General features: G+C 71.7%; 23 protein-coding genes and 1 riboswitch. Of the genes, 13 read left to right on the forward strand and 10 right to left on the reverse strand.

Annotation, left to right across the window (positions count from 1 at the left end):
• Window positions 1–628: 628 nt before the first annotated feature.
• Window positions 629–1,897, reverse strand: coding sequence for a tyrosine--tRNA ligase (gene tyrS / locus AB0K00_RS43920; RefSeq protein ID WP_363534351.1), 1,269 nt, complete (start codon window positions 1,895–1,897; stop codon window positions 629–631).
• A gap of 157 nt (window positions 1,898–2,054) precedes the next feature.
• Here tyrS and AB0K00_RS43925 point away from each other — a divergent pair, with 157 nt between their 5' ends.
• From AB0K00_RS43925 to AB0K00_RS43935, 3 genes are all read left to right on the forward strand, one after another.
• On the forward strand, window positions 2,055–2,375 hold the full coding sequence (locus tag AB0K00_RS43925) for an antibiotic biosynthesis monooxygenase (protein ID WP_363534353.1): 321 nt from the start codon (window positions 2,055–2,057) through the stop codon (window positions 2,373–2,375).
• A gap of 3 nt (window positions 2,376–2,378) precedes the next feature.
• A complete protein-coding gene (locus tag AB0K00_RS43930) occupies window positions 2,379–3,884 on the forward strand; it encodes a class I SAM-dependent methyltransferase (RefSeq protein WP_363534356.1) in 1,506 nt (501 codons plus the stop codon).
• Window positions 3,885–3,993: 109 nt separating this feature from the next.
• Window positions 3,994–4,926, forward strand: coding sequence for an NADP-dependent oxidoreductase (locus AB0K00_RS43935; RefSeq protein ID WP_363534359.1), 933 nt, complete (start codon window positions 3,994–3,996; stop codon window positions 4,924–4,926).
• A gap of 673 nt (window positions 4,927–5,599) precedes the next feature.
• Here AB0K00_RS43935 and AB0K00_RS43940 read toward each other — a convergent pair.
• Together AB0K00_RS43940 and AB0K00_RS43945 are read right to left on the reverse strand one after the other, a co-directional pair.
• Window positions 5,600–6,379: an SGNH/GDSL hydrolase family protein gene (locus AB0K00_RS43940; RefSeq protein WP_363534362.1), complete on the reverse strand. Its 780-nt coding sequence runs from the start codon at window positions 6,377–6,379 to the stop codon at window positions 5,600–5,602.
• Window positions 6,379–6,750, reverse strand: a complete 372-nt coding sequence (locus AB0K00_RS43945; RefSeq protein ID WP_363534364.1) for a helix-turn-helix domain-containing protein — start codon at window positions 6,748–6,750, stop codon at window positions 6,379–6,381. The genes AB0K00_RS43940 and AB0K00_RS43945 overlap by 1 nt, the downstream gene beginning before the upstream one ends.
• 68 nt (window positions 6,751–6,818) lie before the next feature.
• On the opposite strand from AB0K00_RS43945, the gene AB0K00_RS43950 reads away from it, so the two are divergent.
• Complete coding sequence (locus AB0K00_RS43950; RefSeq protein WP_363534367.1) at window positions 6,819–7,448, forward strand: NAD(P)H-binding protein; 630 nt, start codon at window positions 6,819–6,821, stop codon at window positions 7,446–7,448.
• On the opposite strand, the gene AB0K00_RS43955 is transcribed toward AB0K00_RS43950, so the two are convergent.
• The 5 genes from AB0K00_RS43955 to AB0K00_RS43975 form a co-directional block, all read right to left on the reverse strand.
• The gene (locus AB0K00_RS43955; RefSeq protein WP_363534370.1) at window positions 7,433–8,158 is read right to left on the reverse strand and encodes an ABC transporter permease; all 726 of its coding nucleotides are present in this window, start codon (window positions 8,156–8,158) and stop codon (window positions 7,433–7,435) included. The two genes, AB0K00_RS43950 and AB0K00_RS43955, sit on opposite strands and share 16 nt — an antisense overlap.
• A gap of 85 nt (window positions 8,159–8,243) precedes the next feature.
• Complete coding sequence (locus AB0K00_RS43960; RefSeq protein ID WP_363534373.1) at window positions 8,244–9,200, reverse strand: ATP-binding cassette domain-containing protein; 957 nt, start codon at window positions 9,198–9,200, stop codon at window positions 8,244–8,246.
• 197 nt (window positions 9,201–9,397) lie between these two features.
• Window positions 9,398–10,024 carry a helix-turn-helix transcriptional regulator gene (locus tag AB0K00_RS43965; RefSeq protein ID WP_363534376.1) on the reverse strand — a complete coding sequence of 209 codons (627 nt, stop codon included), beginning with the start codon at window positions 10,022–10,024 and terminating at the stop codon, window positions 9,398–9,400.
• A 79-nt stretch (window positions 10,025–10,103) separates the two neighbouring features.
• Window positions 10,104–10,718, reverse strand: a complete 615-nt coding sequence (locus AB0K00_RS43970; protein ID WP_363534379.1) for a hypothetical protein — start codon at window positions 10,716–10,718, stop codon at window positions 10,104–10,106.
• 63 nt (window positions 10,719–10,781) lie between these two features.
• Window positions 10,782–11,378, reverse strand: coding sequence for a hypothetical protein (locus AB0K00_RS43975; RefSeq protein ID WP_363534382.1), 597 nt, complete (start codon window positions 11,376–11,378; stop codon window positions 10,782–10,784).
• A gap of 119 nt (window positions 11,379–11,497) precedes the next feature.
• On the opposite strand from AB0K00_RS43975, the gene AB0K00_RS43980 reads away from it, so the two are divergent.
• The 3 genes from AB0K00_RS43980 to recQ all read left to right on the forward strand — a co-directional run bounded on the left by AB0K00_RS43980 (window position 11,498) and on the right by recQ (window position 14,918).
• Window positions 11,498–12,586 (forward strand): hypothetical protein, encoded by a 1,089-nt coding sequence (locus AB0K00_RS43980; RefSeq protein WP_363534385.1) that lies wholly within the window; start codon window positions 11,498–11,500, stop codon window positions 12,584–12,586.
• Between the two features lie 68 nt (window positions 12,587–12,654).
• Window positions 12,655–13,005, forward strand: coding sequence for a YciI family protein (locus tag AB0K00_RS43985; protein ID WP_363534388.1), 351 nt, complete (start codon window positions 12,655–12,657; stop codon window positions 13,003–13,005).
• 74 nt (window positions 13,006–13,079) lie between these two features.
• Window positions 13,080–14,918: a DNA helicase RecQ gene (gene recQ, locus AB0K00_RS43990; RefSeq protein WP_363534558.1), complete on the forward strand. Its 1,839-nt coding sequence runs from the start codon at window positions 13,080–13,082 to the stop codon at window positions 14,916–14,918.
• 79 nt (window positions 14,919–14,997) lie between these two features.
• Here recQ and asnB read toward each other — a convergent pair whose 3' ends face one another.
• Window positions 14,998–16,920 carry an asparagine synthase (glutamine-hydrolyzing) gene (gene asnB, locus AB0K00_RS43995; protein ID WP_363534390.1) on the reverse strand — a complete coding sequence of 641 codons (1,923 nt, stop codon included), beginning with the start codon at window positions 16,918–16,920 and terminating at the stop codon, window positions 14,998–15,000.
• 387 nt (window positions 16,921–17,307) lie between these two features.
• On the opposite strand from asnB, the gene AB0K00_RS44000 reads away from it, so the two are divergent.
• Complete coding sequence (locus AB0K00_RS44000) at window positions 17,308–19,479, forward strand: transglycosylase domain-containing protein (protein ID WP_363534393.1); 2,172 nt, start codon at window positions 17,308–17,310, stop codon at window positions 19,477–19,479.
• Between the two features lie 43 nt (window positions 19,480–19,522).
• Here the strand turns inward: AB0K00_RS44000 and AB0K00_RS44005 are convergent, their stop codons facing one another.
• Window positions 19,523–20,368, reverse strand: a complete 846-nt coding sequence (locus AB0K00_RS44005; RefSeq protein WP_363534396.1) for a C39 family peptidase — start codon at window positions 20,366–20,368, stop codon at window positions 19,523–19,525.
• Between the two features lie 200 nt (window positions 20,369–20,568).
• Window positions 20,569–20,711: riboswitch (cyclic di-AMP (ydaO/yuaA leader) on the reverse strand.
• A 289-nt stretch (window positions 20,712–21,000) separates the two neighbouring features.
• Here AB0K00_RS44005 and AB0K00_RS44010 point away from each other — a divergent pair.
• The 5 genes from AB0K00_RS44010 (at window position 21,001) to AB0K00_RS44030 (ending at window position 25,683) form a co-directional block, all read left to right on the forward strand.
• Window positions 21,001–21,861, forward strand: a complete 861-nt coding sequence (locus AB0K00_RS44010) for a hypothetical protein (protein WP_363534399.1) — start codon at window positions 21,001–21,003, stop codon at window positions 21,859–21,861.
• A 109-nt stretch (window positions 21,862–21,970) separates the two neighbouring features.
• Complete coding sequence (locus AB0K00_RS44015; protein WP_363534402.1) at window positions 21,971–23,113, forward strand: Ig-like domain-containing protein; 1,143 nt, start codon at window positions 21,971–21,973, stop codon at window positions 23,111–23,113.
• A gap of 142 nt (window positions 23,114–23,255) precedes the next feature.
• Entirely contained in the window at window positions 23,256–23,729 is a 474-nt protein-coding gene (locus AB0K00_RS44020; RefSeq protein ID WP_363534405.1) for a cupin domain-containing protein, read from the forward strand.
• 171 nt (window positions 23,730–23,900) lie between these two features.
• Window positions 23,901–24,914: a LysR family transcriptional regulator gene (locus AB0K00_RS44025; RefSeq protein WP_363534408.1), complete on the forward strand. Its 1,014-nt coding sequence runs from the start codon at window positions 23,901–23,903 to the stop codon at window positions 24,912–24,914.
• 7 nt (window positions 24,915–24,921) lie between these two features.
• Window positions 24,922–25,683 carry a LysR family transcriptional regulator gene (locus AB0K00_RS44030; RefSeq protein WP_363534411.1) on the forward strand — a complete coding sequence of 254 codons (762 nt, stop codon included), beginning with the start codon at window positions 24,922–24,924 and terminating at the stop codon, window positions 25,681–25,683.
• Window positions 25,684–25,692: the final 9 nt, after the last annotated feature.

Raw genomic sequence — 25,692 nt, forward strand, 5'->3', positions numbered from 1 at the left:
AATCCTCGGACACGAAACCCAAAGGCCCGTGTCACGGGGTCATATCAATTGGCACTGGCTTAACAAGCACCCTGTTGAGTTCTCAAACAACCAACGCACACCGCAGAGCTTCACTGTTTCCAGTTCCGCTCACCCAGGGCGCTTCGTTCCGCTTTACACTAGCACATCCGCTTTACGGTGTCAAGTCCGGCTCGCCGTACTTTGTCCCGTTTTACGGACACACAACGACTCTTCCGGTAACCCGGTCGAGTGTCGTATGGTTTCGGCAGGACGTCCGCTGCGGCTCGTTTGAGCGACCCGCGTGCCTCGTCCGTATCCCTGCCGACTGTCAACGTTACCCGCTCCGCGACCCGCATCCAAATCGACACTGTCGACTGGCTGCCGTCCGCCTCGGGGGCATGACCTTCGACCGGTCACCCGGTCATCGGTCGTTCTGAGCTTCGGCAGGCCGTCCGCCGCGTCCTGCGCGCCGTCCGTTTCCCTGCCGGTCATCTACGTTACCCGGCTTCCCGATCTCCACCAAATCGATCACTCGCTCGGTGGTGCTCGTGTGCCCCGGTCGCGCAGAGCGCCACCGGGCAGGTGCCCCGTGGCGCTCGCAAAAGCTACGTGGAGTGCTGCGACAGAGTCAAATCGAGCCGAGCTCGACCCCGGCGAAGGTCCGCTTTCCCTTGCGCAGCACCAGCAGGCCGCCGGCAAGGGCGCGGTCGGCGGCGACGATCTCCTCCGCGTCGCTCACCCGCTCGTTGTTCACATACGCACCGCCCTCAGCGACCGTGCGCCGCGCCTCGTTGCGGCTGCTGACGAGCCCGGCGGAGATGAACAGGTCGGCAACTGACGTGCCGGGCTCAGCTCGTACCAAACCGGCCTCCGACAACGCGGCGCGCAGTGTCGACGCGGACAGGGATGCGAGCTCCCCGCGGCCGAACAGCGCCTGCGACGCGGCGATCACCTGCTCGGTCTCGTGCGCACCGTGCACGGTCCGGGTGACCTCCTCCGCGAGCCGCCGCTGGGCGAGTCGCGCCGCGGGCCGGTCCGCCGTCTCCTTCTCCAGGGCCTCGATCTCCTCCCTGGACAGGAACGTCAACCGCCGCAGCAGGCCACCGACGATCGCGTCCTCGAGATTCACCAGGTACTGGAACAGCGCATACGGCGACGTCATCGACGGGTCCATCCACAGGCTGCCGCCACCGGTGGACTTGCCGAGCTTCTCCCCCGCGCTGTTGGTCAGCAGCGGCGTCGCGAGCACGTGCACCGACTGCCCCTCGACCCTGCGGATCAGGTCGGTGCCGGCAGTCAGGTTGCCCCACTGGTCGCTGCCGCCGGTCTGCAGGCGGCAGCCGTGCCGCCGGAACAGCTCCAGGAAGTCCATGCCCTGCAGGATCTGGTAGCTGAACTCGGTGTAGCTGATCCCCGCGTCGGAGTTGAGCCGCGCGCTCACCGCGTCCTTGGTCAGCATCTTGTTGACCCTGAAGTGCTTGCCGATGTCGCGCAGGAAGTCGATCGCCGACATCGACGCGGTCCAGTCCAGGTTGTTGACCATCCGCGCCGAGTGCTCGCCGGTGAAGTCGAGATACGGCTCGATCTGGCCGCGGATCTTCTCGACCCACTCGGCGACCTGGTCCCGCGAGTGCAGCTGCCGCTCCGAGGACGGCCTGGGGTCGCCGATGAGGCCGGTGGCGCCGCCGACCAGCGCGAGCGGCCGGTGCCCGGCCAGCTGCAACCGCCGCATCGTCAGCACCTGCAGGACGTGCCCGATGTGCAGGCTCGGCGCGGTGGGGTCGAAACCGCAATAGAACGTCAGCGGTCCCTTCGCCATCTCGGCGCGCAACTCGTCAAGGTCCGTCGAGAGCGCGATCAGGCCACGCCACTGCAGATCATCAAGCACATCGGTCACGCCGCGATTCTCGCACCAACCCCCGGTGACGGCCCAACGCATTGCCCCCGGCTGCTCATGTCTGCGTCAGCGGCAGGTGTACGACCACAGCCCGCACCGCACGTCCCTCATCCAGTCGTGGGGCGGAAGTGTCGTAGCTGACCGATAGGGTTGGGACATGGCGGTTGTGAAGATCAACGCGATCGAGGTTCCCGAAGGCGCGGGCCCCGAGCTGGAGCGCCGGTTCGGCGCCAGGCACGGTGCCGTGGAGGGGTCGAAGGGGTTCCTGGGCTTCGAGCTGCTACGCCCGGTGGCCGGTGAGACCCGCTATTTCGTCTACACCCGGTGGGAGTCCGAGGAGGACTTCCAGGCGTGGGCGCAGGGTCCGGCACTCGAGGCGCACTCGGGTGAGCGGGCGAAGCCGGTGGCGTCCGGCTCCAGCCTGCTCGAGTTCGAGGTCGTGCAGCAGGCCGACCCGGCACCCGCCGCCGAGGGCTGACCCTTGGAGCGCTTCGTCCTCTTCCCGGGCCGTCACCATCTGCTGACCAGGTTCCAGGCGAGCTACCTGCGCGGACTCGCCGGCGACGGCGGGCGGACGGTGGTGTGGGCGGTGACGAGCGCCAACCATCAGAACACCAAACGCAACCCCGTCGGCTATGACCGGCGGCAGGCGGCGATCGAGCGGTTCAGCGTCCAGGAGGGGCTGCGGTCGCTGGTCGTGCCGGTGTTCGACACGGCGCACACCGACCGGTTCGCCGACGTCACTCTCAAGAGCGTCGAGTCCGTGCTCGGGCACACCCTGACGCCGCAGGACACGGTGGTGGCGTGCTCGACGCCCGAGGTCGCGGCGATGTATGCGGAGCTCGGGTTCGCCATCGCCGGCGTCGAGGCCGAGCAGGACCCGGCGCCGGACCGGCCGTGGGACGTGCTGCTGCGGCTCGCCGCCGGCGACCAGGCGTGGCGGGACCTGGCGCACCCGGCGAGCCTCGACGTCTACGGCCGCTATCGCCTCGAGGAGCAGGTCGCGCAGGTCGTCAACGACCCGGTCGTCGGCGAGGAGGGCGGCCTCACCACCACCCGCGACTACCGCACCTATGCCGAGGCGTTCGAGGCGAGCGCCGAGCGCAAGTGGGACATGGTGCGCCGGCACGTGCGTCCCGGCCGGATCGTCGACGTGGGCTGCGGCGCCGGCGCGGTCCTCGCCCTGGCCGACCGCGAGCCGGCGCTGCGGGAGAGCGACCTGATCGGCGTCGAGGTCGCCCGGCACCTGTTCGAGGAGTGCGTGCACCGCAAGGCGCAGGGCTGGTTCACCAACCCCAACGTCTACTTCTACTGCCGCAACGTGCTCGGCGGCGCCGTGTTCGCGCCGCGGTCGGTCGACACCACGCTGACGTTCGCGCTGACCCACGAGATCTGGTCATACGGGCGGCGGATGGAGTCGCTGCGCCGCTTCGCGCAGGCGATCTATGACCACACGGTGCCCGGCGGCGTCTGGATCAACTCCGACGTGTGCGGCCCCGACAACCGCGGCCTGCGGGTCCGGCTCGCGCTGCAGGGCGCCGCCGGCGTGGCCCCCGCCGCCCCTGCCGACCTGACGGGCCTGTCCCGGGACCAGATCGCCGCGCTCGTCGAGGGGTTGCCGGCCCGGGCGCGGCTGGAGCGGTTCGCCGCCGACTTCCACTTCCCGCTGCCGTTCGACGCCCGGCCCGACGGCACCGTCGACATCGCCCTCAGCGACGCGATGGAGTTCCTCACCCACAAGGACTATCCCGACAACTGGCTGTCCGAGGCGCACGAGCAGTTCTGCGGCCTGGAGTTCGCGGACTGGAAGGCGCTGCTGACCGACATCGGCTTCGAGGTCGACGGCGCGTCACACTCGTGGCGCAACGACTGGATCGTGGAGCACCGGCTCGCCCCGGTCGCGGAGCTGTCCTCCCAGGACGGCACACCGCTGCCGTGGCCCGACACGCACGTGCTGCTGGTGGCCCGCCGCCCGCTCAACACCTGACCCCTGCCGCCGTTTCCACACCGGCTCCCGGGGCACCGTTGCGGGACCCGGGCGCCGGGGTCGTGCCCGTCGCCCGCTCAGTCCGTCTCACCCACCGGAGGTGGCTCACGTGAAAGCGTTGCGGTATTCCGAGTACGGTCCGTCGAGCGTCCTGCACGTCGTCGACGTCGACGAGCCGCAGCCCGGCCCGGGCCAGGTCCGGATCCGGGTGCGCGCCGTCGGCATCAACCCGTTCGACTGGAAGGTCCGCAGCGGCGCCTTCGGCGACACGACCCCCAGCCGTCTCCCGGTGATCCCGCACGGCGACGTCTCCGGCGTGGTCGACGCCGTCGGCCCCGCCGCACCCGACGGCACGCCCGGCGGGGATGCCGCGCCGCAGGTCGGCGACGAGGTGTTCGGCCTGGCGGCCGGGGGCGGCGCCGCCGAGTTCGCGGTGTTGAAGCTGTGGGTGGCCAAGCCGTCGGGGATGCCGTTCGAGGAGGCCGCCGGCCTGCCCGGCGTCGTCGAGGCGGCCGGCCGCGCGCTGGCACTGCTCGGCGGCGTTGAGAAGGGCCAGACGATCGTCGTCAACGGCGCCGCCGGCGGCGTGGGCATCGCCGCGACGCAGCTCGCCGTCGCCCACGGCGCCACCGTCATCGGCACCGCCAGCGAGCGCAACCATGAGTTCCTGCGTTCGCTCGGCGCCACCCCGGTCACCTACGGCGAAGGCCTCGCCGACCGGGTCCGCGCCGCCGCGCCGCAGGGCGTCGACCTGGCCCTCGACACCGCCGGCCGGGGCGCCGTCGCCGACCTGGTCACGCTCACCCCTGCCCCCGCCGACGTGGTCAGCATCGTCGACTTCGACGCGCCGAAGCTCGGCGCCCGCGTCACCGACGGGTCGGAGGGCCGCGCCTGGCAGACCCTGGACGAGGCCGCCGACCTGTACCGGCAGGGCCGCTTCACCATGCCGGTCGAACGCGTCTTCCCGCTGTCCGAGGCGGCCGCGGCCCACGACCTGAGCCAGTCCGGCCACGTCCGCGGCAAGGTCATCCTGGTCCCCTGACACCTGGCCGCCCCACGCATGAGCACGGAGCTTCGAACGACCGGCAACCGGCGCGCCGCCCACCGGAGACATCGACGGCGCGCCCCGGTCGCGGGCTCCGCGCCCAGTGCGCGTTGTGGGAGAACCGCGGGGTGTTGGCGTCCGCGGGGATTCGGCCCGCGCAGGATGGCTTCGCGTTGACCCGCAGCCGTCCGGCGTTCGGACTGGGATGCGTGCCCGAGCCCGCGCGAGACCGTGGCGTGTCGCGAGCCGGACCGATGCGGCGCCGTACTGCTCCATTTCACAACGCCCTCGGGGCACCACCGAAGTTCCATGATCACGCGGGCGCTCATGCGCACGGTCCCAGCGCTCGACCCAGGGCCCGCACCGGGATAAAGCGACTGCGATCTTGACCGTTGCCGGTCGCTCTTCGCCGGCACCCGCACCAGCCGCCGAAGTTTCACATGCCCACGGAGCCCGGCCGCGGTTGGGCGTTGCGCCGGCACGGGGAGCCGCTGCTCATCCGGGCGACCGCTCGGCCCGAGCTGTGGACCAGCGCGCCGACACGGCTCCAACGGCACGGGCGGCGCGCTGGTCACGCCGACCAGACCGACGCCGCCGGCACTGCGCCCACGGCCGGAGCAGCGCAGGCGGCGCGCATCACCGCGTCGGCTGGCGGGGGCGAGGGCGGGGCTCAGGTGTCGGGGAGTTCGACCGGCGACGGGTCCGGGCGTTTCGGGAAGCGGTCGTCGCCGGACGACCGGCCGCGCAGGTGGCGGCCCACCCACGGCAGCAAATGCCGGCGGCTCCATGCCAGCTCCGCCCGCAGCACCTCGTGCCGGCGGCGGAGCGGGGCGGACGGCAACGGCAGGGTCCACGTGTCGTCGGTGCCGGGCAGGCCGGCGGCGTGGGCGAGGGCGGCGGCGATGCGTTCGTGGCCGGCGCTGTTGGCGTGCAGCCGGTCGTCGCTCCACAGCCGCGAGTCGGATGCGACCGGGTACGCGCCGAGGTCGAGCAGGATCGCCCCGCTGTCGGCGCACGCCTTGCGGATCGCGGCGTTGAGGGCGATGACCCGCCCCCGCAGCGGTTTCGCGATCGGCATCACCGGCGCCGGGTCGGGCAGCGTGAACGTCAGCACCGTCGCGCCGCGGGTGACCAGGGCCTCCTGCATCGCGAAGAGGTCACCGGCGACGGCGGAGACGTCGAACGACCCGCGCAGGATGTCGTTCATGCCGGCGACGACGGTGGCGAGGTCGGGTGCCAGGTCGACGGCCGGCTGCAGCTGCTCGGCGCGGATGCGGGCGGTGGTGCGGCCGCGGATCGCCAGGTTCGCGTATTCGAGGGGGTGTCCGGGCTGCGCGCGGGCGACGTGCGCGGCGAACCGGTCCGCCCACCCGCGGTAGCCGCCGGCGCCGTCCGGGTCGTCCATGCCCTCGGTGGTGCTGTCGCCGATCGCCACGTACCGCTGGTACATCACGCACCCCTCGACGCGTAGTCCTCGCGGGCGGTCAGCACCGCGGGAAGGTGCTCGGCGGCCCAGGCGCGGCAGGCGTCCATGGCGGGGAAGAGAGTGCGGCCGAGCGGCGTTAGCGCGTACTCGACCCGGGGCGGGACCTCGTCATACGCGGTGCGGGTGATCATGCCGTCGCGTTCCAGGGCGCGCAGCGTCTCGGCGAGGACCTTCGCGGAGACGCGGTGCATGGGCACGCGCAGCTCGGTGAAGCGGCGCGGGCCGTCCTGGAGGCACACGAGGACCATCCCGGCCCACTTGTCGCCGATCTGGAACGGCGTGGCGTTGGACGGGCACGCGGGGTCGAACAGGTCTCGTGGCAGCGGCGAGCTCACCCGGCGACCGTAACGCACGCCCCGGTTACGTTGCAGTTACCGACGTCTCGCGTTCTACGGTCGCCGGCATGACCTCTTTGGTGGTGTTCGGAGCAGGTGGGCGGGCCGGTCGGCGGATCACGGCCGGGGCGCGGGAGCGGGGACTGCGGGTGACTCCGGTCGTGCGGGATCCGGCGCGGCACCCGGATGTGGAAGGCGCGGTCGCCGGGGACGTCACGGACGCGGACAGTGTCGCGGCCGTCGCCGCAGGGCACGACGTCGCGGTCAGCGCGGTCTACACCGCCGATCTCGACCCGGTGCGGCTGTACGGCGACGGCACCCGCTCCCTCCTCGACGGCCTGGTCCGCGCCGGCGTCGGCCGGCTGCTCGTGGTGGGCCTGGCCACGACCCTCGACGGCCCCGGCGGGGTGAAGGTGTACGAGGCCGCCGACTTCCCCGACGCCTACCGGCCGTTCTCCCTCGGCCGCGCGGCGGAGCTGGAGGCTCTCGGCAGCGGGCCGGTCGACTGGGTGCTGTTCACCCCGACGATGCAGCTGGAGGACGAGCCGGGCAGCGGCGCCTTCGAGGTGTTCGACGACGGCCGCCTCGTCGACGGGACAACCACGTACACGGATCTGGCGGCGGCGATGCTGGATGAGGCGGTGTCCCCGGCGCACCACCGCATCCAGCTCACCGTCCGGAGTCAGACCGCTTTCTGATACGTGCGGAACGTCCGCGTCGACAGCCACACCATGGCCGCGGCGAGGGCGAGCAGGCCACCGCCGGCGGCCAGGTCAGGCGACGCACGCCCGGCCTCGAGGGCCCAGTTGACCGGGTTGCCGGCGGCCACGGCCTGCATCCAGCCCGGCATCAGGTCCTTGGCGATGAACGCCGAGGACAGGAACGTCAACGGCAGCAGCAGCAACGTGTTGAGCCCGATGAGCGTCTCGCGCTGCCGGACCAGCATGCCGATCGTGTTGGAGAACGCGCTGAACACGGTGCCGAGCAGCACCGACGCGACGATCAGCAGCACCCCGGGGAAGCTCGCGCCGGCCGCCATCCCGAGCAGCACGATGATCAGTGACTGCACGGTGGTGCTGATGGCCTGCTCGACGACGGCGGCGTTGAGGATCGCGCCGCGGTTGACCGGGGTGATCAGGAACCGGTTCATGGTGCCGCGGTCGATCTCCTCGAGCACACCCATGCCGGACCACATGTTGGACGACACGGCGCTCATCACGACCACGCCCGGCACCAGGTAGTCCAGGTAGCTGCCGGTGCCGAAGCCGGGGAGCTCGACGACCCGCCGGAATAGGTTGCCGAACAGGAACAGCCAGATCGCCGGCTGGATGAGCATGATGAACAGGAACGCGGGCTGCCGGACGAACACCTTCAGCCGCCGCACCGTCAACCACACCATGCCGCTCATGCCGCCACCTCCGCTGCGCTCCGGCGTCGGCCTGAGCTGAAACTGCGCCCATGATGAGCGGCCCCTCCGCTGCGCTCCGGACCGCTCATGCCGCCACCTCCGCTGCGATGCGCTGGCCGGCGTGCTTGAGGTACACGTCGTCCAGGGACGGCCGGGCGACGGTGACGCTCGCGACCGGCAGCCCCGCGGTCTCCAGGGCCGCGAGGACCCCGGGCACCGCGGCCGCCCCGTCGTCGGCGCGCGCGGACAGCCGCCGCCGCTCGACGCTGACGTCCCGCAGTCCCGGCACCGCCCGCACCACCTGCATGGCGTCGAGGGCCTCGTCGGGTTCCCGCAGCTCCAGGTGTACGGCATCGCCCCGCAGCTCCGCCTTGAGCTTCGCCGGGGTGCCCTCCGTGACGATCCGGCCGCCGGTGACGATCGCGACCCGGTCGGCGAGCCGGTCGGCCTCGTCGAGGTAGTGGGTGGTCAGCAGGATCGCGAGCTCGGCACCGGCGAGCCGGGTGATCTCGGCCCACAGCTGCGCGCGGCCGACCGGGTCGAGTCCGGTGGTCGGCTCGTCGAGGAAGAGCACGGCCGGGCGGTGCACGAGGCCGAGCGCGACGTCGAGGCGGCGCTGCATGCCGCCGGACCAGTCGCGGACGGCCCGGTGCTGGGCGTCGGCGACGTCGAACGTGTCGAGCAGCTCGTCGACGCGGCGGCGCAGGGTCTGGCCCCGCATGCCGAACAGGTGGCCCTGCAGCATCAGGTTGTCCCGGCCGGACGCGGCCGGGTCGAGGCCGGAGCGCTGCGAGACGACGCCGATGACGCGGCGCACCCGCTCGGGGTGGCGCAGCACGTCGTGGCCGCAGACGGTGGCGGTGCCGGAGTCGGGCCGGGCGAGCGTGGTGAGGATCTTGACGGTGGTCGACTTGCCGGCCCCGTTCGGGCCGAGCAGGCCGAGCACCTCCCCGGGCTGGACGGTCAGTGACAGCCGGTCGAGTGCGGTGACGCCCTTGGGATACGTCTTGACGAGGTCGTGTGCCGTGACGGCAGCGGGCATGGTGGTCTCCGGTTCCGTTGGTCGCAGACCGGTCCCACGGGCGTTCGCTATCCTGGCGGTTGCACACACCTTCGCCGGGCTCGTTCCCGCGGGATTCGGTCGAGGTCGGGCCCCGGTCCGGTGTTCCCGCACCGGTCCGGGGTCTTTCTGCCTGTTCAGGAGTCGTCGAACGGTGTTCAGGGGTCGTTGAACGCGGTTCAGGGGTCGTTGAACGCGGTGACGTCCAGCTCGCCCGTTTCGTGGTAGTGCCGCCACGCCGCCATGCCTGGCAGCGTGCCGGCCGTCAGCTCCGCGAGCAGCCCGCGCAGCCAGTCGACCTCCGCCTGCTCGATCGCGATCGAATACTCGACCTCGACCAGGAAGAGCCTCGGCACCGTGGCCTGGAACTTGGCCAGGTCGGCCCGCTCCTCGGCGAGCTGCCGCTCCAGGACGGCGATCCGCCGCTCGACGAGGTCGATCACCTCGTCGGGTGGGAGCACGCCGATCACCGACAGGGCGGTCTTGAGCCTCGGATACTCCCGCTCGGGGACGCCGACGATCTCGCGGAGCCAGTCGGCGGCCTCCTCGCGGCCCGCCTGGGTCAGCTGATACACCGTGCGCTCCGGCCGGCGACCTTCCCGGGTCGTCTCCGCCACCTCGATGAATCCGTGCTTCTCCAGGTTCTGCACGACCGTGTACAGCGAGCCCCACTGGATCTTGAGATCCTGCTCCTTGCCGCGGCCGCGCAGCTCGGTGGCCATCTCATAGGGGTGCATGGGCCGCTCGACCAGCGTGGCGAGCAACTGGAGGCCGAGCAGGTTGCCGACCTTGCGCCGCTTGGCCATGCCCACCCCCGGTTCACTCGCCGACGTTTACTCGTCCACGAGCATACGTCCACGAGTGCCCGACCACAACGGGCTGCCGTCAGGAATGGGCGAACGCCTCGAACTGCGCGACCACGCCGGCCAGGTCGTCCTGGGCCGCCTCGCTCCGCTGGTCGCCGACGACGGTCTCCAGGCGCCAGCCGCGCTGGCCGGGCACATACGTGGCGCGGATCGAGGACCCGTCGCCGCGCCACAGCACCGCCGAGGGGTTGTCAGCGCCGAGCCGCCCGAGGAACTCCCGGATGACGTCGCCGGTCGGGTGGTGCGCGAGCGAACCGTCGTCGGTCGACAGCCGCGGCACCGGCACCCGCAGCAGCCGCCTGGGCTGCCACAACGCCGCCGGCTGATGGCGGCCTGGCCGCTGGAAGCAGAGCAGCTCGCAGTCGTCGGCGAGCTTGTGCACGAGGTGCAGCGCCTCCTCCGGCGTGTCGGGCCGCAGGCTCAGCAGCACGTGCGTGTCCGCCGCGACGACCGGCCCGGCCCACCACGCCGCGTCGATCCCGGCGACGACCTCGCGGTGGAACCGCTCGACCCCGGGATCGGCAGCGGCCCATCCCGTGTCGCCGCGCCGCAGCGCCTCGAAACGGTCGACGCCCTGCTCAACAGTGATCGGCCGGGCTTCGAACCAAACACCGATCTCGATCAGTTCTGCCATGGAGGCCACCGTACGGAACCGTCAGAAACCGACGCAACTCAACCACGCAGGGTGCTGGACCGATCACCCACCCGCTGGTCCCGCGGCCCGGCTTCCGGGTTGGTGCGTGATCAGCTCCGCCAGTCCGGTGGGGTCGAGCGTGGCGAACGGCAGCACCCCGCCGCCGTCCAGGTCGAACTCGACGACGGCGAACGGCAGCACCCCCACCCTCCCCCAGCCGGTCAGGCGGGTGCGGGGGCTGCACCGTACCGCTGCGATGTCGGTCCACGCGATGAGCACCGGCGCCCGCGTGGTGGCCGTGGAAGGCTCCGCGCGCAGCCGGCCCGGACCTGACCGCCGGGCCTCGACGAGCAGCCCGAGCGGCCTCGGGGCGAGCCGCACCGGCACGCCGGCGCCGAACCGGAACGCCGAACCGACGCTCATGTCCCAGAACGCGACGACGATGTCGAGCGGAACGTGGCCGAACCACTCCTGCACGCCGTCCGCGTGCGCCGCCCGCTGCTCGCGGCGGCTCCACCACTGCCGGGCGAGCACCGGACCGGCAAGACCGGCGCACACGGCGGCGAACAGCGCGATGGCCTCCCACAGGCCGGCGAGCAGCAGCGCCACCGGGACCGCCAGGACGAGAGCGGCCCACCACGGACGCCCCCGGTCCCCCACCCCGCCATGGTGGCGCACGCCGGACCCCGCCCGACCTCGGCGAACGCTCCCGCCCGCGCGCCTCACGCCAAATACCGCCCGGGGTTTGTGCTGGGGCAGGCGGCGCGTGAGGATGGGCCATGCTCTCGATCCTGGTCATCCAGCCGGCGGCACCGTCCACCACCTCGCCGGCGCTCCCGCCGGCACAGGACGTGGCCCGGCCCCGGCGGGTGAGGCTCGTGCGCGGCGCCGTGATCGCGTGTCTCACGCTGGCCGTCCTGGCAGGGTGCGGGTCCGGGGACAAGGGCACCGCGCAGCCGGCCCGTCCAGCCCCGTCGGACAGCGCCGTGAGCAGCCCCCCGGCCGGACCCTCCACGCCGTCCGTGGCGGCGAGCCCGTCGACGGCAGCCGCGGCGACGGTCACGGTGCCGGCCGGGGTGACGGCAGGGATCGTGATCTTCGACCGGCAGTCGGGGACGTTCGTGATACAGCAGAAGGCGAGCTGGCGGTTCAGGTCGGCGTCGCTGGTGAAACTGATGATCGCGCTGGACTACTTCTGGAACCGGGGACCGTCCTACACGGTGCCGGCGGCGGACCGGCCGAAGCTCGACGTCATGCTGCGCAGCAGCGACGACACCGCCGCGACCGGGTTGTGGAAGGCCGACGGGCAGCGGGAGATCGTGACCCGGATGGTGCAGCGGCTCGGGTTGCAGGACACCGCGCCGCCGCCGGCGAGCCAGCCGGGCTACTGGGGATACACCGCGGTGAGCGCCGGTGACCTGGTCCGGGTGTACCAGTACATCCTGGGCAAGGCGCCGGCGCCGGTGCGCGACTACATCATGGGCAACCTGCACGAGTCGACGAAGTGCGGGACCGACAAGTACGACCAGTCCTTCGGCATCCCGAGCACGTTCCGCAAGCCGTGGTCGGCGAAACAGGGCTGGTCCGGGTTCGGCGACAACCCGCAGACCCCATGCGTGGCGAACGCGGCCCTGTCCCAGGGCGAACCCGCCGGCGGGCCGGGAGCGTTCGTGGACGTCGCGGCGCCCAACCAGCCCGACATGAGCGGCGAGGTCCTGCACACCACCGGCACCGTCGGTGACAACGACCGGTACATCGTCGCGGTGCTGTCCGTCCATCCGAACGGCACGCAGTTCGCGAAGGCCGCCGCGACCCTGACCAAGTTGACGAAGTCGCTGCCGCTGCCGGCCGCGGTCAAGGCACCGTAGGTGTGTCGAGCGGGGCCGTCCGGCTCCGACCTGTCACCAGAGGACACCGACGCGACAGGAGCGCACCCGTGAAGTATCTGCTGCTGATCCACATGAACCCGGAGGTCTGGGCGACACTGACCCAGGCCGACGTGGACGAGGTGATGGCCGGGCACGACCGGTTCATCACGACGATCACCGAATCGGGCGAGATGGTGAGCACGCACGCCCTGGCCGATCCGAAGGACAGCGCCGTGGTCCGGATCAGGGCCGGCGCCGAGACGGTGACCGACGGCCCGTATGTGGAGGCCAAGGAGTTCCTGGCCGGCTTCTACCTGGTGGAGTGCGAGTCGAAGGAACGCGCGGTGGAGCTGGCCGCGATGATCCCCGACGCGAAATGGAACGCGATCGAGGTGCGCCCGATCGTGTTCAGCCAGTAGGTGAACGGGCACTGACGGTCCGCGCGGCGATTCTTGTCGGTCGCCGTCCGTAGAATCGCCGCGTGGACAGCACCGTGGGGGTTGAGACGACAGGGCCGGCAGTCGAGGTCCTGCGCCGCGTGTTCGGCTACGACACGTTCCGGGGCAGCCAGCAGGAGATCATCGAGCACGTCATCGGCGGCGGCGACGCGCTGGTGCTCATGCCGACCGGTGGCGGCAAGTCGCTGTGCTACCAGATTCCGGCGCTGGTCCGCGACGGCGTCGGGGTCGTGGTGTCGCCGCTGATCGCGCTGATGCAGGACCAGGTCGACGCGCTGACCGCGCTGGGCGTGCGGGCCGGGTTCATCAATTCGACGCTCGACTTCGACAGCCGGCGGGCGGTCGAGGCCGCGTTCGTCGGCGGCGACCTGGACCTGCTGTATCTCGCACCCGAGGCCCTCGCGTCGCCGCAGACGATGCGGCTGCTGGAGCGGGGGCGGATCGCGCTGTTCGCGATCGACGAGGCGCACTGCGTGTCGCAGTGGGGTCACGACTTCCGCCCCGACTATCTCAACCTGTCGGTCCTGCACGAGCGATGGCCGGACGTGCCGCGGATCGCGCTGACGGCGACGGCGACGACCGCCACCCACAAGGAGATCGGCACCCGGCTCGGGCTGACCGGGGCACGGCACTTCGTGTCGAGCTTCGACCGGCCCAACATCCAGTATCGGATCGTGCCGAAGCAGGACCCGCGCCGGCAGCTGCTGGACCTGCTGCGCACCGAGCACCGCGGCGACGCCGGCATCGTCTATTGCCTGTCCCGCAACAGCGTGGAGAAGATCGCGGAGTTCCTGAAGGACAACGGCGTGCCCGCGCTGCCCTATCACGCGGGGCTCGACGCGCGGGTCCGGGCCGACAACCAGTCGCGCTTCCTGCGCGAGGACGGCCTGGTCATGGTCGCCACGATCGCGTTCGGGATGGGCATCGACAAGCCCGACGTGCGGTTCGTCGCGCACCTGGACCTGCCGAAGTCCGTGGAGGGCTATTACCAGGAGACGGGCCGCGCCGGGCGCGACGGCCTGCCGTCCAACGCGTGGCTGGCCTATGGCCTGCAGGACGTCGTCCAGCAGCGCAAGATGATCGAGGGTTCCGAGGGCGACGCCGCGCACCGGCGGGGGCTGGGCCGGCACCTCGACGCGATGCTGGCGCTGTGCGAGACGGTGGAGTGCCGGCGGGTGCAGCTGCTCGCCTACTTCGGGCAGCAGAGCGGGCCGTGCGGCAACTGCGACACGTGCCTGAGCCCGCCGGAGTCGTGGGACGGCACGGTGCCGGCGCAGAAGCTGCTGTCCACGGTGTTCCGGCTGCAGAAGGAGCGCAACCAGAAGTTCGGCGCCGGGCAGTGCATCGACATCCTGCTGGGCAAGAAGACCGACAAGGTGGTGCAGTGGCACCACGACGAGCTGACGGTGTTCGGCGTCGGCGCCGACCTGCGCGAGGCCGACTGGCGGGCGGTGGTGCGGCAGCTGCTCGCGCAGGGGCTGCTCGCCGTCGAGGGTGACTACGGCACGCTGGTGCTCACCGACGACAGCGCCGAGGTGCTCGGCCGGCGGCGGCAGGTGATGCTGCGCCGGGAGCCGGAGCGGCCCGTGTCGGCGGCGAAGGTTGCCAAGCAGCGCAGCGCGGCCGCGGCGACGGAGCTGCCGGCGCAGGCGGCGCCGCTGTTCGAGCGGCTGCGCAGCTGGCGGTCGGCGACGGCGAAGGAGCAGAGCGTCCCGGCGTATGTCATCTTCCACGACGCGACGCTGCGGCAGATCGCAACGGAGGCCCCGACGACGCTCGCGCAGCTGTCGACGGTCAGCGGTGTCGGGGAGAACAAGCTCGCCAAGTTCGGCCAGCAGATCCTCGACGCCCTCCGCGACCCGGACCCTGCGTGATCGGCGGTGCCGTCCACGCCTCGCCGTGGACGGCACCCGATCGACTGCGGCGATCATCAGAGGGACAGGCGGCCGGACGTCACCCGGTGCCCACGGGCCGGGGCTGCCGCTTGGGCAGCGCCGGCACGATCGAGCCGTCGACGAAGATGCCGTGCCACAGGCTGAATGACAGCAGGATCCACAGCTTCCGGGCGTTGTCGGCGTCGCCGCGTTCGTGTTGTTTCAGCAGCTCGTGCGCGTAGTCAAGGTCGATCAGGTGCCCCGCCCCCGACGTGGACAGCACGTGGTGTGCCCATTCCGCGAGCTCCGTGCGCAGCCACCGCCGGGCCGGCGTCGGAAAGCCGAGCTTCGGCCGTTCGGTGATGAAGTCCGGCACGATGCCCTCCAGGGCCCGGCGCAGCGCGTACTTGGTGGTCCGGCTGTGTGGTGGCACCTTCAGCCGGTCGGGCAGCCGCGACATGACCTCGAACACGCCCCGGTCCAGGAACGGCACGCGCAGTTCCAGCGAGTGCGCCATCGACATCCGGTCGGCCTTGGTCAGGATGTCACCGGGCAACCACGTGTTGACGTCGATGTGCTGCATGGTGGTGACGTCGTCGAGGTCCACCGCCTCGGCGTAGAGCGCCGCGGTCACGTGCGGGTGACCCACCCCCGGTTCGCCGCTTCGCAGGATCCGTGCCTTCTCCTCGTCGCCGAGGACACGGGCGTTGCCGAAGTACCGCGTCTCGATCGGCGTCGTGGCCCGCAGCAGGTAGCTCTTGCCCTTGACGCCGTCCGGGACCACCCGGGCCAGGGCGCGCAGGCCACGCTGGATCGGTTCGCCGAGCCGGCGGACCGGCGCGAGGGAACGCGGCTCCCGATAGATGGTGTAGCCGCCGGCGAGCTCGTCCGCGCCCTCGCCCGACAGCACCACGGTGACGTGTTCCGCCGCCGTCTTCGCCAGGAAGTAGAGCGGGACGATCGACGGGTCGGCGACCGGGTCGCCCAGGTGCCAGATGATGCCCGGCAGCGCCTCCATCACCTGCTCCGGCTTGACGATCGTGGGCACCAGTTCGACCCCGAGGTGCTGGGCCGACCGCTCGGCCACGTCGAACTCGGAGTATGCGGTGGCGGTGTCGAAGCCGGCGGTGAAGGCGCGTAGGCGAGGATGGACCTCGGCGGCAAGCGCAACGATGGCTGTCGAGTCGATGCCGCTGGACAGGAACGCGCCGACCGGGACGTCCGCCCGTAGATGGCAGCGCACGCTCTCCCGCAGCGCGTCGCGCAGTTCCTCCACAATGGACGCTTCGGAGACGGCCGGTTCCGGACGGAACCTGGGCCTGCCGCGTCGCCGGACCACCGGCGGGTAGCCGAGCGCGCGGGTGAGCAGCCCGCCGCTGGGCAGCCGGGCGATGTTCCGGTGCAGGGTGTACGGCTCGGGCACGTACTGCATCGTCAGGTAGAGCGACAGCGCGGTCTGGTCGAGTTCCCCGTCGGCGATCCCCAGCAGCGGCGGCTTCTCGCTCGACAGCCACAGTCCCTCCTGGGTCGGCATGTAGTACAGCGGTTTGATCCCGAACGGGTCCCGTGCCGCGTGGACCGTCTCGGTGGCCTCGTCCCAGAGGGCGAACGCGAACATGCCGCGGAACCGGTCGAGGGCCTCCTCGCCCCAGTAGTGGTAGGCGGCGGCGACCACTTCGCTGTCGCCGTCCGTGGCGAACTCCGCGCCGTGCACGCGAATCAGTTCCTCGCGCAGCGACTCGAAGTTGTAGATCTCGCCGTTGAAGACCAGCGTCCATCGGCCCGCGTCCGGCCCGGTCGGCGGGTACCGCAACGGCTGCCGGCTGCCGTGCACGTCGATGATGGCGAGCCGCTTGAAACCGGCCGCCACGCATTGTCCGACCCTCTCCAGGGCCATGTCGTCGGGGCCGCGGTGATCGAGCAACTCGAGTTGCCGTTCCACCTGGCCAAGGGCCTCTGGGGAGATGGCGAAGTCCCCCACGTACATCAGGAAGCCGCACATGGCGTCGTTTCCCTTCGGTCGCCTCGCGTGGCAGCGGTGTCGGGCCGCAGACCGCTCTGTCGACGGTCGCCGGTGAGCCGTTGTCCGGGTGAGCCTTCGCCGGTGCCGGCGAAGCCCCCCGCTCGAACGGCCACAGTGCGCCGTGCGATCCAGCCGAACAGAGCCCGCCGGGTTCGGCGCCCGATTGCCCGGCCGTCATCCGATCCCTCCTCACCAGGGGGATCACCGGCCGGCGGGAGGGTGATCCCCGCCAGGGGGTGACGATCCGGGCGGCCGGGTGCCCCCTGCCGTTTGGCCGGAAACCCCCCGGGTAGCGGCGCGCCCGTCGCATCGGTCCACCCGGATCGGCGGCCTGCGAACCACCCGCTGTCTCATTGGGAGAAGTCAATGCGTCTCGTCCGTGCCCGACGCCGGCCCGAGCACGACGCCGGCACCCGCCTTGCAGCAGACGAGGCGCCGAGGCGCTCGACGTTCGCGCGCGGGCTCAGGGGGCTCGGCCGGCTCATCCTGTGCGGTGTCATCTCGGGACTGGTGGTGGCCGCCGGTGTGCTCCCGCTCGCACTCATGGGCGGCTCCGCGGTGAACGCCGGCGGCGACGTGTGGAAGAACCTCCCGTCGGACCTGGCGTTGCCGCCGCCGCCGCAGACCACCTACGTCTACGCCAAGGACGGCAAGACGCTCATCACCACGTTCTACGACGAGAACCGTAAGGACGTACCGCTGGAGCAGATCGCACCGGTGATGCAGCAGGCCGTCGTCGCGGCCGAGGACACCCGCTTCTACCAGCACCGCGGCGTCGACGGCAAAAGCGTCCTGCGCGCGCTGGTCTCCAACGGCCGGGGCGGCGCCCAGCAGGGCGCTTCGACGCTGACGATGCAGTACGTCCGCAACGTGCTGAAGAACAACCCGAGCCTGTCGCCGCAGCAGCGGATCGACGCGGCCGCCGACACGCCCGCGCGCAAGATACGCGAGATGCGCTACGCGACGGAGCTCGAACAGCACCTGAGCAAGCAGGACATCCTGCAGGGCTACCTGAACATCGCCTACTTCGGTGCCGGCGCCTACGGCATCTACGCCGCCAGCCAGACGTACTTCGGCAAGACGGCCCTGGACCTGACGCTGCCCGAGGCGGCACTGCTCGCCGGGCTGCTGCAGTCACCGGATGCCGACAACCCGATCAGCGGCGACCGCGACTCGGCCCTGCGGCGGCGCGCCTACACCCTCGACGCGATGACGAAGATGGGGGTGATCAGCGCCGGGGACGCCACCGCGGCACAGGCCCAGGAGCTGAAGCTCAATCAGCGTGAGCTACCCAACAACTGCGTGTCCGTCCCACCGGGGCACAACGACTGGGGCTTCTTCTGCGACTACTTCCGGCAGTGGTGGGGCAGCCAGCCGGAGTTCGGCGCCACCCGCGCCGACCGCGACGAGGCGCTGCGCACCGGCGGCTACACGGTGGTTACCTCGCTCGACCCGGCGATCCAGGCCATCGCGCTCAACCAGTCGCTGAGCGTCTACGGCTACGGCAGCGCGCGGTCGATGCCGCTGGCCGTCGTCACCCCCGGCAGCGGCCGGGTCCTCGCGCTGGCCGTCAACCGCCACTACAGCCTGGATCCCAACCCGCCCCAGCATCCGCGGTACCCGAACACCGTCAACCAGCTCGTCGCCGGCGGTGGCGGTGTCGCCGGGTACCAGGCGGGTTCGACGTTCAAGATGTTCACCATGCTCGCCGCCCTCGACGCGGGCATGCCGTTGAGCACCAGGTTCAACGCACCGAGCCGGCTGGCTTCCGTGTGGCCGGCGAGCGGCCCGGGCAGCTGCGGGGGCAGGTGGTGCCCGGCGAACGAGTCCCCGAGCTGGATGAACGGGGACCGGACGATGTGGAACGGCTTCGGCCGTTCGGTCAACACCTACTTCGTCTGGCTCGAACAGCAGGTCGGTGCGCGCCGCGTGGTCGAGATGGCGCAGCGGCTCGGCATCACGTTCCGCTCGGGCGCGGACGCGGCGATGGCGGCCAAGGCGGATCAGTGGGGGTCGTTCACCCTCGGCGTCGCCTCGACCACACCGCTGGATCTCGCCAACGCCTATGCGGCGGTCGCCGCCGGCGGCCTGTACTGCCAGCCGCTGCCGGTGCTGTCGATCACCGACGCCAACGGCAAACCGGTCGACGCCGGTAACCCGAAGTGCCGGCAGGTGGTCAGCGCCGACGTGGCGGCCGCCGCGACCGACGCGGCACGGTGCCCGGTCAGCCGGGCATCGGCGTACGGCAAGTGCGACGGCGGCACGGCGGAGAACGTGTCCGGCATCCTGGGCGGCCGCCCGGTCGCGGGCAAGACCGGCAGCTCCGAGTACAACTCGACCGAGACGTTCGCCGGCTTCACCCCGCAGATCGCGGCGGCCGGCATCGCGGTGAACGTGGACAACCCGAACGACCAGGTGGGCAGCGGCATCGCCGGCTCGGTCAACAGCGCCGTCGCGCAGACCATGGCGGGCGCGCTGCGCGGCCAGCCGGTCCAGGCGTTCCAGCCACCCAGCCGGGTGCGGGCACTGGGCCGCTGACGAGCCGCCCGGCGCGCCGCCCCACGAGCCGCTGGTGGCCGCGTCAGGCGGAGTATCCGCGCAGCGCGGTCCAGTGCGCGAGCTTGGCCGTCGTCAGCGTGTAGTACCCGACGCCCAGGGCGTCGGCGGGATCGGCGATCTTCACCGTCTTGCCGCCGTTGCTGTAGCCCACCACCGTGAGGTAGTGGCCGCCCGGATACGAGTGCGCGCCCCCTTTGTCGTCCACAGTGGAACCGGCGATGTTGGCGACCACGGCGTAGCCGTTGGCGATCGCGTTGACGACGTCCGCCTGCATCCGGTCGATCTCCGCCTGGGTGGCCGACTGACCGGTGATGTAGCGCGACTTGTAGAAGGAGGTCTTCGTGTACGCGTTGAGCGTCCGGGTGGTGTCGTCGGCGGAGTTGGTGCCGTTGACGGTCGTGCGTAGGCTCTGGGCGACCTCGGACTGGGACGGATACATCGATCGCGCGGTCAGGGCGATACGCGTCGCCGCCGGACCGCAGAAGTAGTAGTTCTCCTGCCAGGCGAACCGGTACGCGAGCTCCTTCGCCGCCGGGGGGGCCGGTGCGGTCGTGCCGGGCGTGCTGGGCGCGGCAGGCGTGGCGGGCGCGGACGGCTTTGCGCTGGCGCCGGCCTTCGGCGGGTTGGTCGCCGGATCGGGTGCCGCCTGCGTCCGCTGCCGATCGCGCGCGGCCTGACCGGCGCCGGGCTGCGACGAATCCGCGGAGGTCAGCGACTGCGCGTCGGCGACCGGTGCGGGGGTCGAGGCGTGCACGGCCACGCCGACGGCCACCGTCACCGCGAGGACCGCCGCGGCCGCCGCGATCGGCAGCACGCGGGAGCGCGGCGAGGTGGGGTTCTGGTGCCTGGGTTTGTACAGGTAACTCACGGGTACCTCGACAGACATGCTGGATGACGGCTGCTGTTGCCGGTGCCGGACGTGATCCGGGCAGCGGGCGTCCACACCGGCCTGCGGCAGGTGTGGTGAGAGCCGGCGGCGGGCCGGCGGGCGTCGGGGACGGCTACCGGGCCGGGCCGCGGGTCGAGGTGCTGCGACAGGGGTGATGCCGGGTCAGAGGCCGCACGGAGTGCTCCTTCCGGTGCCGCCTACCGGGTTAGCTGACGGGTTCGGGCGGGAAGATCGCCCTACCTCGAGGCTCAGGCCCCGCGGATTCACCCCGGTGGTGCTTGGGTCCCCGGCTCGCGTGGATGCGACTCAGCGGATCCGCCGCGGTGTCACCCGAACTGGATGACGGTGGGCCGGACGGATGCGAGGACCCTATAGGGGGCGGCGCAGCGGCCTCGAATCCGGCACGCTGTTCGGCTACCGGGCGTGACGACGTCGTGGCGAATGGACCGGGTGCACACCGCGGACCACGCGGGCTGCCCGCCGGTCAGGTGCGTCATCCCCCGGTGCGTCTCGCCGACCGCACCCCGGCGGCGTGCGGCCCGCCAACTGTCCCGTCGGCTGATTCGAACGCCTGGCAGGGACCCGGATCCGGGTCGCCCTAGGCTCGCCGGATGCTTCCGGTCGCCGACGATGACCAGCAGCCCAACGGGGGGCACGGGCGCGGCCCCCGCCACCTTCGGCGCTCCCGCCGGGGCCGGCACGCGGCCCGCTTCCGGCTGCGCGCAGCCGTTCCGCTCGAGATCGGCCGGTACGCCGTGGTCACCGTCGCGGTCGCGGCGGTCGGCCTGTCCTCGACGCTGTCGTCGTCGGCCGGACCCGGACCCGGCGCCACGCCGGCGAATGGTGTGGCGCTCGCCGGCGACGCCGGACGTTCGGCGGCCGACGGGCCCGCCTCACGCAGCCGCAACCGGAAACCCGCCGACGGCGCTGGCACCGTGACCCCACCGGCGGGGAAGGGCACCCCACCGGCGGCGAATGCCACCCCGACACCGACGAAGGCCGCCCCGGCGCCTGCCGCCACGCAACCGGCGTCGCCGACCGTGCCCGCGCCCGTCGGCGGGCTGACCCAGGCGGAGATGAACAACGCCGTCGCGATCATCGACGTCGCCCGGCAGCTGAACCTGCCGCGCCGCGCGGCCGTCGTGGGGATCGCCACCGCCTTGCAGGAGAGTCACCTGCGAAACCTCGCGAACCCGAACCTGCCGCAGTCACTGCGGCGACCCAACGAAGGCGTGGGCTACGACTACGACTCGGTCGGCCTCTTCCAGCAGCGGCCGAGCTGGGGCACGGTCGACCAGCTGATGGACCCGCGCGAGTCCGCGCGCAGGTTCTACGCGGCACTGGCCAAGATCCAGGGCTGGGAGCAGCAGGCCGTCACCGTCGCGGCGCAGCTGGTGCAGCGGTCGGCCTTCCCGGACGCCTACGCGAAATGGGAGGGGCTCGCACAGCAGATCGTGGACGCCGTCATGTAGGAAGTCCGCCGCGGCGGGTCCGAGTCCTTCGCATTGTCACTCGATTGCCGCCCCGGTCTCGCCCGGACGCGAACGACGATGCCCGCATGTCCATGTACAGGCAGAGAACATGAGGGGGCCCGGTCGGACCGCGGTCGCGCTGGTCGCGCTCGCGGTGGGAGCGCAGCTGGGCCTGTCGGGGTGTCACAGTCCGAAGAAGCACACGGCGGCGAAATGGACCGCTCCACCGGTCCCGGCGGTCGGGCTGGCCGTCACTCCGGCTGCGGGCGAGTCGGGCGTGGCGGTCAGCGCCGAGATCGGCACGAAGGTGAACGACGGGAAGATCACCGAGGTCGCCCTGACCGACGCGGCGGGCCAACGGGTCGCCGGCGAGTTCCGGGAGGACGGCTCCTCGTGGGTGCCCGCGACCGCGCTGCGCTACGGCACGTCCTACACGGCGAAGGTCACCGCCGTCGGCGCCGACAACAAACCCGTGACCCGGGAGACGGCCTTCACCACGGCGGCGAAGCCCAGCGGCCCGGCCATCACGTCCGATCTGATGCTGACCAACGGCGGGACGTACGGCGTCGGCATGCCGATCGTCGTGCAGTTCGGCTCCGACGTGCCGCAGGAGTCGCGCGCCGCCGTGCAGCAGCGTCTCTTCGTGAAGAGCGATCCGCCGCAGGCCGGTGCGTGGCACTGGTTCGGCGGCCGGCAGGTGATGTACCGGCCGGAGCAGTACTGGCAGCCGGGCACGAAGATCACCGCGCGGAAGGCGCTCAACGGGGTGCGGATCGGCAACGGCCACGCCGACGAGGACTTCGCGGCGACGGTCACGATCGGCCGGAAGCTGACCATCGACATCGACAACGCCACGAAACAGCTGAACGTCTACCAGAACGACGCGCTCGTGCGGACCATGCCGGTGAGCCTCGGCAAGCCGTCGACGCCCACGTCGAGCGGCACCACCGTGGTCATGTCGCGGGAGGCATCGACGGTGTTCCGCACTCCGGAGTACACCGTCGCGGTGCAGTACGCCATGCGACTGACGTGGGGCGGCCAGTACATCCACGCCGCGCCGTGGTCGGTGGGCGACCAGGGTAAGCGCAACGTCTCCCACGGTTGCACCAACGTCTCGACCGCGAACGCGAAGTGGCTGTACGAGCAGACACTCGTCGGTGACCCGGTCACCACGCACAACACCGGGGTGCCGTTGGACCCCGGCGACGGCTGGACCGCGTGGGACATGTCCTGGGCCGACTACAAGACCTGACGCCGTCCACGACGAGCGCCGCACGGGCGTTCGATCCAGCGAGTCCGATCCAGAAGTTCGATCCAGAAGTTCGATCCAGAAGTTCGATCCAGAAGTTCGATCCAGAAGTTCGATCCAGAAGTTCGACCAGGGAGGAAAATCCATGGAAGTCATCCGTGCCCCGAGCCGAGGCCGGCAGGCCCCGCAACAGTGCTATTCCGGCGTCGTGTGGATCGACCGGGACGTCACCGGTCTGGAGCCGTCCCATCTCCAGACGTTCCATGCGCAGTTCAGCCCTGGCGCGCGGACGGCCTGGCACCGCTGCGCGTACGGACGGATCCTGACCGTCCTGCACGGCGTGGGCCGGGTGCAGCGCCGGGGCGGCCCGATCCACGAGGTGCGCGCCGGGGACACCGTCGTCGTCGCGGCCGGTGAGTGGCACTGGCACGGCGCCGCGCCGAACACGTTCCTGGCGGTGGTGTCGGCCCACGAGACCGGACCGGACGGCACAGGCACCGACACAGGCACCGAATGGGGCGAGCACGTGACCGACGCCGAGTACCGGCTGCCACCGCTCACCGCGATGATCCGCCGGCCGGACGCGGACCGGGTCCCGCAGCGCGAGGCGTGCTGGTAGCGGTTCTTTCCCGGGTCCGCGGCCGTCACGATTGTGGGGTCCGGGCCCGGGAGGTGTGCCTGCGGTACAAGCCGGCGAAGTTCGGCGAGCAGATCCTGGACACGCTCGGCACACGCACGTAACACTGTCGGAATGTTTTCTGCACGGTGCGTGCCGAAAGACGTGTGATCTGTGGACACCAGGCAGATCAGGTACTTCCTCGCCGTGGTGGAGCACGGCGGGTTCGGCAGGGCGGCGGCCGCGCTCAACGTCGCCCAGCCGACCATGTCGCAGTCGGTGAAGGCCCTTGAGCGGGACCTCGGCACGGCGCTGTTCCACCGGGCGTCGCACGGGGTGACGCTGTCGGCGGCGGGACGGGCGTTCCTCGGCCCGGCCCGGCTGCTGATGCGCGACGTCGCGGTCGCCGGCGAGGCCGTCGGCGGGCGACCCGAGCACGACAGCCTGGAGATCGTGGCGTCGGCGCCGCTCGGGGCGCATCCGGGGGCGGCGCTCGTCGGCGGGTTCCTGCGGGCGCACCCGGGGGTCTCGGTCAGCCTCGACCGGGACACCGACGAGGCGCTGCTCGCGCGGGTTCGTGACGGGGTGAGCGAGCTCGGCCTGGTCCACCTGCCGGCGGCCCGGCTGGGGCTGTGCGAGGTGGCGCTGGGCGCGCACGATCTCGTCCTGGTGTTCCCGCCGCCGGACATGGACCGGACCGGCGCCGCACGCCCGGCACCCCACCGTCCCGGCGCGCCGCAGCCGACCGGCCTGCCCGGCACGCCACACCCGGCCGGCGCGGCGGGCGGTGGTTCGCGCCGGGGAATGCCCGGCCGCGCGGCGTGGCAGCTCATCGCCGACCAGCCCGACGACGCCGTGCGCCTCGCGGACCTTGCCGGCGTCGACCTGCTCGGGGTCCCGCGGGGCAGCGCATCCCGGCTCCTCGTCGAGTCCGCACTGCGCGCCGCCGGGGTCAGGACCAGGGTCGTCGTCGAGAGCGGGCAGCGCGACCTCATCACCGAGCTGGTCATCGCCGGCGTCGGCGCCGCGTTCATGCCCGACGTCGCCGCTCACGAGGCCACCGCCAGGGGTGCGGTGGTCAGGAGGGTCGTGCCGGCGCTGCGGCTGCCGTACGGCCTGGTCCACCGTTCGGGTGAGCTGTCCGGCACGGCGAGGGCGTTCATCGACCACGCGCAGCGGCAGAGGTGACGGCGCCATGGATCTGCGCAGGCTGGAGTACTTCGTCGCCGTCGTCGAGCACGGCAGCGTCACGGCGGCGGCGGGCGCGTTGCACGTGGCGCAGCCGTCGCTGTCGCAGTCGATCCGGGCGCTCGAACGGGACATGGCCGTCGAGCTGTTCGACCGGCGGCAGCGGCCCCTGGCGTTGACGGCGGCGGGCAAGGCGCTGCTCGACCCGGCCCGGAAGGTCCTCGCCGACGTCGCCGACGCGAAGGCGGCCGTCGGCTGCGTGGTCGGGCTCGCCGCGGGCTGGCTCGACGTCGCGGTCCTGGACCCCCTCGCCGTCGACGTGGCGCCGGCGATCGCGGCGTTCCGGCGGCGGCATCCGGGGGTGCCGGTCCGCGTCCACGGGCCCCGGGACGAGGACGACCTGGTCCGGCACGTGGTCGACGGGCGGTGCGAGCTCGGCGTCACGTACCTGCCGGTCGAGCATCCCGCGGTACGCGTCGAACCCCTGGCGAGGCAGGAGCGGTTCCGGATCGACGGCACCGACGTCCGGACGCGGCACAGCGAGGCGGTCGTCCAGCTCCTGCTCGCCGGGGGCAGGGCGGTCGTCGCCGGCGGCTACGCGCGGCGGGCCGCGGCGGCAGGGGCTGTGCTGCGCAGGTTCGACCCGCCGGAGTGCGTGCAGGTCGGGGTCGTCAGCCAGCACCAGCACCTGTCGCCGGCGGCGCGGCGCCTGGAGACGATGCTGCGCACCTATGGGGTCGATGACTTTTCGTCTTTGCAATCTCGGTGATCGCACACT

Source organism: Dactylosporangium sp. NPDC049525 (assembly GCF_040676755.1).
In the GTDB taxonomy this organism is placed as follows: Bacteria; Actinomycetota; Actinomycetes; order Mycobacteriales; family Micromonosporaceae; genus Dactylosporangium.

Coding starts and splice junctions, on each gene's coding strand:
- AB0K00_RS43925 (WP_363534353.1), top strand. CDS start 2,055: ATGGCGGTTGTGAAGATCAACGCGATCGAGGTTCCCGAAGGCGCGGGC.
- AB0K00_RS43940 (WP_363534362.1), bottom strand. CDS start 6,379: ATGTACCAGCGGTACGTGGCGATCGGCGACAGCACCACCGAGGGCATG.
- AB0K00_RS43950 (WP_363534367.1), top strand. CDS start 6,819: ATGACCTCTTTGGTGGTGTTCGGAGCAGGTGGGCGGGCCGGTCGGCGG.
- AB0K00_RS43955 (WP_363534370.1), bottom strand. CDS start 8,158: ATGAGCGGCATGGTGTGGTTGACGGTGCGGCGGCTGAAGGTGTTCGTC.
- AB0K00_RS43960 (WP_363534373.1), bottom strand. CDS start 9,200: ATGCCCGCTGCCGTCACGGCACACGACCTCGTCAAGACGTATCCCAAG.
- AB0K00_RS43965 (WP_363534376.1), bottom strand. CDS start 10,024: ATGGCCAAGCGGCGCAAGGTCGGCAACCTGCTCGGCCTCCAGTTGCTC.
- AB0K00_RS43970 (WP_363534379.1), bottom strand. CDS start 10,718: ATGGCAGAACTGATCGAGATCGGTGTTTGGTTCGAAGCCCGGCCGATC.
- AB0K00_RS43980 (WP_363534385.1), top strand. CDS start 11,498: ATGCTCTCGATCCTGGTCATCCAGCCGGCGGCACCGTCCACCACCTCG.
- asnB (WP_363534390.1), bottom strand. CDS start 16,920: ATGTGCGGCTTCCTGATGTACGTGGGGGACTTCGCCATCTCCCCAGAG.
- AB0K00_RS44000 (WP_363534393.1), top strand. CDS start 17,308: ATGCGTCTCGTCCGTGCCCGACGCCGGCCCGAGCACGACGCCGGCACC.
- AB0K00_RS44010 (WP_363534399.1), top strand. CDS start 21,001: ATGCTTCCGGTCGCCGACGATGACCAGCAGCCCAACGGGGGGCACGGG.
- AB0K00_RS44015 (WP_363534402.1), top strand. CDS start 21,971: ATGAGGGGGCCCGGTCGGACCGCGGTCGCGCTGGTCGCGCTCGCGGTG.
- AB0K00_RS44020 (WP_363534405.1), top strand. CDS start 23,256: ATGGAAGTCATCCGTGCCCCGAGCCGAGGCCGGCAGGCCCCGCAACAG.
- AB0K00_RS44030 (WP_363534411.1), top strand. CDS start 24,922: ATGGATCTGCGCAGGCTGGAGTACTTCGTCGCCGTCGTCGAGCACGGC.